At 57.5% G+C, this 7,093-nt stretch carries 6 protein-coding genes; 2 read left to right on the top strand and 4 right to left on the bottom strand.

Annotation, left to right across the window (positions count from 1 at the left end):
* Positions 1 to 67: 67 nt before the first annotated feature.
* From VD17_RS29765 to VD17_RS29750, 4 genes are all read right to left on the bottom strand, one after another.
* On the bottom strand, positions 68 to 1,504 hold the full coding sequence (locus tag VD17_RS29765; RefSeq protein WP_008154469.1) for an NAD(P)(+) transhydrogenase (Re/Si-specific) subunit beta: 1,437 nt from the start codon (positions 1,502 to 1,504) through the stop codon (positions 68 to 70).
* Positions 1,504 to 1,827, bottom strand: a complete 324-nt coding sequence (locus tag VD17_RS29760; RefSeq protein ID WP_003187010.1) for an NAD(P) transhydrogenase subunit alpha — start codon at positions 1,825 to 1,827, stop codon at positions 1,504 to 1,506. Before VD17_RS29760 ends, VD17_RS29765 begins: the two co-directional genes overlap by 1 nt.
* Positions 1,828 to 1,842: 15 nt before the next feature.
* Positions 1,843 to 2,964, bottom strand: a complete 1,122-nt coding sequence (locus VD17_RS29755) for a Re/Si-specific NAD(P)(+) transhydrogenase subunit alpha (RefSeq protein ID WP_046056959.1) — start codon at positions 2,962 to 2,964, stop codon at positions 1,843 to 1,845.
* Positions 2,965 to 3,400: 436 nt separating this feature from the next.
* Positions 3,401 to 4,300 carry a LysR family transcriptional regulator gene (locus VD17_RS29750; protein ID WP_046056958.1) on the bottom strand — a complete coding sequence of 300 codons (900 nt, stop codon included), beginning with the start codon at positions 4,298 to 4,300 and terminating at the stop codon, positions 3,401 to 3,403.
* Positions 4,301 to 4,457: 157 nt separating this feature from the next.
* Between VD17_RS29750 and VD17_RS29745 the strand changes: the two genes are divergently transcribed.
* Positions 4,458 to 5,639 (top strand): acyl-CoA dehydrogenase, encoded by a 1,182-nt coding sequence (locus VD17_RS29745; RefSeq protein WP_033059888.1) that lies wholly within the window; start codon positions 4,458 to 4,460, stop codon positions 5,637 to 5,639.
* A 12-nt stretch (positions 5,640 to 5,651) separates the two neighbouring features.
* Positions 5,652 to 6,872, top strand: a complete 1,221-nt coding sequence (locus tag VD17_RS29740) for a CaiB/BaiF CoA transferase family protein (protein WP_046056957.1) — start codon at positions 5,652 to 5,654, stop codon at positions 6,870 to 6,872.
* The last annotated feature ends 221 nt before the right edge of the window (positions 6,873 to 7,093 follow it).

The following is a 7,093-nucleotide window of genomic DNA, read 5'->3' as shown; positions in this document are numbered from 1 at the left end:
GCTGACCATCTCATTAAACCCCAGCCTACTAAAGGCTGAGGTTTTGGGTATTGCGCTGGAGCAGGTTTTACTCGACTGCTTTGACCATGTCTTCGATGACTTTCTTGGCGTCGCCGAAGACCATCATGGTTTTGTCGAGGTAGAACAGTTCGTTGTCCAGACCGGCATAGCCGCTGGCCATCGAGCGCTTGTTGACGATGATGGTCTTGGCCTTGAATGCTTCGAGAATCGGCATGCCGGCAATTGGCGATTTCGGATCGTTCTTGGCAGCCGGGTTGACCACGTCGTTGGCGCCCAACACCAGCACCACGTCGGCTTGGCCAAACTCGGAGTTGATGTCTTCCATCTCGAACACCTGGTCGTAAGGCACTTCGGCCTCGGCCAGCAATACGTTCATGTGGCCAGGCATACGACCGGCGACCGGGTGGATCGCGTACTTCACGGTCACGCCGCGATGGGTCAGCTTCTCGGTCAGCTCTTTCAGCGCGTGCTGCGCCCGTGCCACTGCCAGGCCGTAGCCTGGAACGATGATCACGGTGTCAGCGTTGGTCAGCAGGAAGGTCGCGTCGTCAGCCGAACCGGATTTCACTGGACGCGCTTCTTTCGAGCCAGCAGGACCCGCCGCATCCGCGGTGTTGCCGAAACCACCGAGCAGTACGTTGAAGAACGAACGGTTCATCGCTTTGCACATGATGTACGAGAGGATCGCACCGGACGAACCCACCAGCGAACCGGCGATGATCAGCATCGAGTTGTTCAGCGAGAAGCCAATACCCGCCGCTGCCCAGCCGGAGTAGCTGTTGAGCATCGACACAACCACCGGCATGTCCGCGCCGCCAATCGGGATGATGATCAGCACGCCCAGCACGAAGGCCAGGGCCAGCATCAGCGCGAAAGCGTTCAGGTTACCGGTCAGCATGAAGGTCACGCCGAGGCCCAGTGTCGCCAGGCCCAGCAGCAGGTTCAGCTTGTGCTGGCCACCGAACTGTACGGGTGCGCCCTGGAACAGGCGGAACTTGTACTTGCCCGACAGCTTGCCGAAGGCGATTACCGAACCGGAGAAGGTGATTGCACCGATGGCGGCACCGAGGAACAGTTCCAGGCGGTTACCGGCAGGAATGGAGTCACCCAGTTGCTTGACGATACCCAGCGATTGCGGCTCTACGACAGCAGCGATCGCAATGAACACTGCGGCCATACCGATCATGCTGTGCATGAAGGCGACCAGTTCCGGCATTTTGGTCATTTCAACGCGCTTGGCCATGATCGACCCGGCGGTACCGCCGACCAACAGACCTACGATGACGTAACCGATACCGGCGGTGGCCAACTCGGCGCCCAGCTTATAGACGAGGCCCACGGTGGTGAGGATTGCCAGCGCCATGCCGAGCATGCCGTACACATTGCCGCGCCGCGACGTGGTCGGGTGCGAGAGGCCCTTAAGAGCCTGGATGAAGCAGATCGACGCGATCAAGTAGAGCGTCGTTACAAGATTCATGCTCATTACTTAGGCGCCTCTTCTTTCACTGCTTTTGGGGCTTTTTTCTTGAACATCTCAAGCATCCTGCGAGTAACCAGGAAGCCACCAAATACGTTCACCGCTGCCAGAGCTACCGCCAGGGTGCCCATGGTTTTGCCCAGTGGTGTGACGGTCAATGCCGCTGCCAGCATGGCGCCGACGATCACAATCGCCGAAATGGCGTTAGTCACCGCCATCAAAGGCGTGTGCAGTGCAGGCGTAACGTTCCAGACCACGTGATAACCGACATAAATCGCCAGCACGAAGATGATCAGGTTGTAGATACCGGGGGAGATAAGCTCTTCCATCGTCTGAATCCCTGCTTAGGCGTTTTTGCGGATGACTTGGCCGTCGCGGCACATCAGGCACGCGGCGACGATGTCGTCTTCGAGGTTGATCTCGAACTGGCCTTCTTTGTTGAAGACCAGCTTCAGGAAGTCCAGCAGGTTGCGCGCGTACAGTGCCGAAGCATCCGCCGCGACTGCGCCGGCCAGGTTGGTCGGGCCACAAATGATCACGCCATTCTCGACGACGACCTGGTCGGCCACGGTCAGCGGGCAGTTGCCGCCCTGGGCTGCCGCGAGATCGATGACCACCGAGCCCGGCTTCATCTGCGCCACGGTTTCCGCGCTCAACAACGTTGGTGCCTTGCGGCCTGGGATCAGTGCGGTAGTGATGACAATGTCAGCCTGTTTGGCGCGTTCGTGCACGGCCAGGGCCTGACGTTGCATCCAGCTGGCGGGCATTGGTCGCGCGTAACCGCCGACACCAACGGCGCATTCACGCTCTTCATCGGTTTCGTAAGGTACGTCGACGAACTTGGCGCCGAGGGATTCAATCTGCTCTTTTACCGCAGGACGTACGTCAGACGCTTCGATCACTGCACCCAGACGTTTCGCCGTAGCGATCGCCTGCAAACCGGCTACACCTGCGCCGAGAATCAGCACGCGCGCCGCTTTCACGGTACCCGCAGCGGTCATCAGCATCGGCATGAAGCGTGGATAGTGGTGAGCGGCCAACAACACGGCTTTATAGCCGGCGATGTTGGCTTGGGAGGACAGCACATCCAGGCTCTGAGCGCGGGAGGTACGCGGCGCGGCTTCCAGCGCAAACGCGGTAATGCCGCACTCAGCCAGCCTGGCAATGGTTTCATTGCTGAACGGGTTGAGCATGCCCACCACTACGGTGCCGCTTTTAATCAGCGTCAGCTCGCTGTCGCTGGGGGCGACCACCTTGAGAATCAGCTCGGCACTAAACGCATCGTTGGCGCTGCCAATAATTGCGCCTGCCGCTTCATAGGCACTGTCGACAACGCTGGCGTTAATGCCGGCGCCGCTTTGCACAGTGACCTTATGACCCTGGCCGATCAGCTTCTTGATGGTTTCCGGGGTTGCAGCAACCCGTGTTTCACCGGTCTGGGTTTCGAGAGGAACACCAATGTGCACGTCAAATCTCCTGCGTGATCTTATTGAGTAAACCCAGGCACTTCGGATGGTGCGGCTGGGGGCGGCCGATCAGCACGATCCCGCCAAATCAGGGCGGGGCGCGGCATTTTGCAGGCGAACTTAGTGCCCTTCAAGGGTTTATGACGGGTGACGGAAAATTAACTACAAGTCACCCCGTGACCGAATGTCGCAACTAACCGGTTCAATCCCTTGCAGGCCGTGCCTTGTAAGGATTCTTGTAAAAATCGAAGAATTTACGCATTGGTCAGGTGAATGAGTCGTTATTGCTCCGCAATAGAGGCTCAAGGCCACGTTTTCAGGCTCTTGTGGGACGTTTGTACTGCTTGTCGGTACAGTCTTCGAATATGCGACAAATACTTATATCTGTAGTGCTTTGATTTTACTGACTACGAGGTCAGCTAATAGCGTGAAGCCTTTATCCTTCTAGGCTGTAGCTCTGTGCCTGATTGACCAGCCAATCGCGAAATGCCCTTAAAGAGGCCGATTCGACCTTTCGCTCGGGAATCATCAGGTAATACGCCTTGATGCTTGATAGCGCTTGGGCGTTGGCAATGACCAGGCGCTTCTCGGCCAGTTCGCGTTGAATCAGGAACGGCGGAATCAGCGCTATTCCCATATCGTGCATGGCCGCTTGGGCAAGCATGGAGAATAGCTCGTAGCGCGGCCCTGTCATGTCTCGCGGGATGTTAAGGTTTTGGGAGTTGAACCATTGGCGCCAGGCATAAGGGCGAGTGGTCTGCTGCAGCAGGGGCAATTCAGCAATTTCACCGGGTGACAGGGTTGTCTTTTTCCCCATGAGATTGGGGCTGCACACCGGCATCGGATTTTCGCCCATCAGCCTGTGGGATTCGGTACCCGACCAGTCCGCGTCGCCAAAATAGATCGCGGCATCGAAGTCGGTGTCGGCAAACAGGAAGGGGCGCGTTCGGTTGGTGAGGTTCACCGTCACTTCCGGGTGTTTTTGCTGGAAATCCTTGAGTCGTGGCAGCAGCCATTGAGTGCCGAAGGTTGGAACCACTGCCAGCTCGATCACGTTGGCACCTTGCTGGCCCATCACTGACAAGGTGTCGCGCTCAACCGCATCGAGTTGGGTGGCCACCCGCCGGCTGTAGGAAAGGCCTGCTTCCGTCAGCTTGACTCCGCGTCGCGAGCGTCGGAACAGTTCTACGCCGAGGAACTCCTCAAGGCTGGCTATCTGTCGGCAAATGGCGCCTTGAGTGAGCGAAAGCTCCTGGGCTGCCTTGGTAAAACTTTCGTGGCGAGCCGCCGCTTCAAAGCTGATCAGGGCCGTTGTGCTGGGAATTTTCCTGCGCATGTACGTCAACCTCACTAATACATCGCATAAAAGCTATTTTGCGATGTTTCGGAGTGAGAAATTAGCACAACAGTATGCAAAATCCTCGTTTGCCGTAACGCCGAACCCGGCCTAGGATCAGCCCACGTTATTTGACCCGATTCGAGAGGACACACTCATGGGCGGTAAAGCTAGCTTCAACTGGATCGATCCCCTGCTGCTGGATCAACAGCTCACCGAAGAAGAACGCATGATTCGCGACACCGCTGAGCAATTCGCTCAGCAGAAGCTCGCGCCGCGTGTTCTCGAAGCTTTCCGTCATGAAAAGACCGACCCGGCAATCTTCCGCGAGATGGGCGAAATAGGCCTGTTGGGCGCAACTATCCCTGAGCAGTATGGTGGCAGCGGCCTGAACTACGTCAGCTACGGCCTGATCGCTCGTGAAGTCGAACGTGTCGACTCCGGCTATCGCTCGATGATGAGTGTGCAGTCCTCGCTGGTGATGGTGCCGATCAATGAGTTCGGTACCGAAGCCCAAAAGCAGAAGTACCTGCCAAAACTTGCAACGGGCGAATGGATTGGTTGCTTCGGTCTGACCGAGCCTGACCACGGTTCTGACCCGGGCTCGATGATTACTCGTGCACGCAAAGTGGAAGGCGGCTACAGCCTGACCGGCAGCAAGATGTGGATCACCAACAGCCCGATCGCCGACGTGTTCGTGGTCTGGGGCAAGGACGATGCGGGCGATATCCGTGGCTTCGTTCTGGAGAAAGGCTGGAAAGGCCTGAGTGCTCCGGCGATTCACGGCAAGGTCGGCCTGCGTGCGTCCATCACCGGTGAGATCGTCATGGACAACGTGTTTGTCCCTGAAGAGAACATCTTCCCGGATGTCCGTGGCTTGAAAGGTCCTTTTACTTGCCTCAACTCGGCGCGTTACGGCATTTCCTGGGGCGCACTGGGCGCTGCCGAGTTCTGCTGGCACACCGCTCGCCAGTACACCCTGGATCGTCAGCAGTTCGGTCGCCCGCTGGCCGCCACTCAGCTGATCCAAAAGAAGCTGGCCGACATGCAGACTGAGATCACCATGGCGCTGCAAGGTTGCCTGCGTCTGGGTCGCATGAAAGATGAAGGTACTGCAGCGGTCGAGATCACTTCGATGATGAAGCGCAACTCCTGCGGCAAGTCCCTGGACATTGCCCGGATGGCGCGCGACATGCTGGGTGGTAACGGCATTTCCGATGAGTTCGGTGTTGCTCGCCACTTGGTCAACCTGGAAGTGGTGAATACCTACGAAGGTACGCATGACGTCCACGCGCTGATCCTCGGTCGTGCGCAGACCGGCCTTCAAGCGTTCTATTAATAGGAGAACGCCATGGGCGCGCTTTCGCATCTACGGGTACTGGATTTATCGCGGGTACTGGCCGGGCCCTGGTCCGGGCAAATACTGGCGGACCTTGGCGCCGAGGTGATCAAGGTCGAGCGCCCGGGCAATGGCGATGACACACGCGCTTGGGGGCCTCCCTTCCTTAAAGACGCTTATGGCGAGAACACTAGCGAGGCCGCCTATTACTTGTCGGCCAATCGCAACAAGCAATCGGTCACCATCGACTTCACCCGGCCTGAAGGGCAGAAGCTGGTGCGTGATCTGGCGGCGAAGTCGGACATCCTGATCGAGAACTTCAAAGTCGGTGGTCTGGCGGCATATGGTTTGGACTATGAGTCGCTAAAGGTGATCAATCCGAATCTGATCTATTGCTCGATTACCGGGTTTGGTCAGACAGGCCCTTACGCCAAGCGCGCGGGTTATGACTTCATGATCCAGGGGTTGGGCGGTCTGATGAGTCTGACGGGGCGACCCGAAGGGGATGAGGGCGCCGGGCCGGTGAAAGTCGGCGTGGCGCTGACGGACATTTTGACCGGTCTCTATTCGACCGTGGCGATCCTTGCAGCGCTTGCGCATCGGGATCATGACGGTGGCGGTCAGCATATTGATATGGCGTTGTTGGATGTTCAGGTGGCTTGTCTGGCTAACCAGGCAATGAATTACCTGACTACGGGCAATGCTCCGAAGCGCCTGGGTAATGCTCATCCGAATATCGTGCCTTATCAGGACTTTCCTACGGCGGATGGAGACTTCATCCTCACCGTGGGTAATGACGGACAGTTTCGCAAGTTTGCTGAAGTGGCTGGTCAGCCACAGTGGGCAGATGATCCACGCTTTGCGACCAACAAGTTGCGGGTGGCGAATCGTGCGGTGTTGATTCCGCTTATTCGCCAGGCGACTGTGTTCAAGACGACTGCTGAGTGGGTGCTGCAGCTGGAGCAAGCAGGTGTGCCGTGCGGGCCGATTAATGACCTGGCTCAGATGTTTGCGGATCCTCAGGTTAAGGCGCGCGGGTTGGCGATCGAGCTGCCCCATGTGCTGGCCGGGATGGTGCCGCAGGTAGCGAGTCCGATTCGACTGTCCGAAACGCCTGTGGAGTATCGCAATGCGCCTCCTTTATTGGGCGAGCACACGTTGGAGGTTCTGCAGCGGGTGTTGGGTCTGGATGCCAGCGTTGTGGCTGCATTCAAAGAGGCCGGGGTGCTCTGAGGATTTCTTCTATATAGAGGGAGTGGTTTTACTCTCCTATATAGAGAGCAAACGGGCTGTTTTCCGTTGTTCTGCAAGTGATTGATAGAAAAGCGCAATTAAGTGTTGACGGCAGATTCTGGAAGTCTATAATTCGCCCCACTTCCGGCGCAGTCGAAACGGAAAACTCCTTGGTAAACAACGAGTTACGCAGTTTTCGGCAGCGAGCGGCTTCAGGTCAT

The organism is Pseudomonas fluorescens, from assembly GCF_000968015.1.
Lineage (GTDB): Bacteria > Pseudomonadota > Gammaproteobacteria > Pseudomonadales > Pseudomonadaceae > Aquipseudomonas > Aquipseudomonas fluorescens_W.
Note: the sequence above shows the minus strand (reverse complement) of the source record. Positions and strands in the feature narration are given on the sequence as shown.

Bases quoted from the DNA above. Each gene is read 5' to 3' on its own strand.
- VD17_RS29765 (WP_008154469.1), bottom strand. From the start codon at position 1,504: ATGAGCATGAATCTTGTAACGACGCTCTACTTGATCGCGTCGATCTGC.
- VD17_RS29760 (WP_003187010.1), bottom strand. From the start codon at position 1,827: ATGGAAGAGCTTATCTCCCCCGGTATCTACAACCTGATCATCTTCGTG.
- VD17_RS29750 (WP_046056958.1), bottom strand. From the start codon at position 4,300: ATGCGCAGGAAAATTCCCAGCACAACGGCCCTGATCAGCTTTGAAGCG.
- VD17_RS29745 (WP_033059888.1), top strand. From the start codon at position 4,458: ATGGGCGGTAAAGCTAGCTTCAACTGGATCGATCCCCTGCTGCTGGAT.
- VD17_RS29740 (WP_046056957.1), top strand. From the start codon at position 5,652: ATGGGCGCGCTTTCGCATCTACGGGTACTGGATTTATCGCGGGTACTG.